General features: G+C 38.0%; 1 protein-coding gene. It reads left to right on the top strand.

Going from position 1 to position 411, the window contains the following annotated elements; all coding sequences use genetic code 11:
- Window positions 1–186 precede the first annotated feature (186 nt).
- Window positions 187–411 (top strand): sugar nucleotide-binding protein (locus E3E25_RS11385; RefSeq protein WP_167893418.1); only part of this gene is annotated, 225 nt, incomplete at its 3' end.

Here is a 411-nt window from a genome sequence, read left to right as displayed (position 1 = left end):
TGATATTTATGACGAGTGGGAAGTTTAGGTTCTTCATTGACAGCAATGTTATACTGAATTATTTTTATGAAGATGAGAACGCGAGAGAAATAATAGAGATTGCAGAAAGGCGTGTGAGAAGGAAGGAATTATCCTAATTGAAAGCAAAGAGAAGCTCGATGAAATAATTGGTTCCGGTGACTCAAAATGAGGGTTGCAGTAATCGGTGCAAACGGACAGCTTGGGACGGATTTAGTTGAAGTCTTTGGAGGAGAAGCAATACCCTTGACTCATAAAGACTTAGATGTCACTGATTTTGAGAGCTTAAAAATTTTGAAAGATCTTAAACCCGATGTTATAGTTAATACAGCCGCACATGTTAGGGTTGATGATGCTGAACTTTATCCAGAGAAAGCGTTTCAAGTTAATGCA

The organism is Thermococcus sp. MAR1, from assembly GCF_012027305.1.
In the GTDB taxonomy this organism is placed as follows: Archaea; Methanobacteriota_B; Thermococci; order Thermococcales; family Thermococcaceae; genus Thermococcus.
Note: the sequence above shows the minus strand (reverse complement) of the source record. Positions and strands in the feature narration are given on the sequence as shown.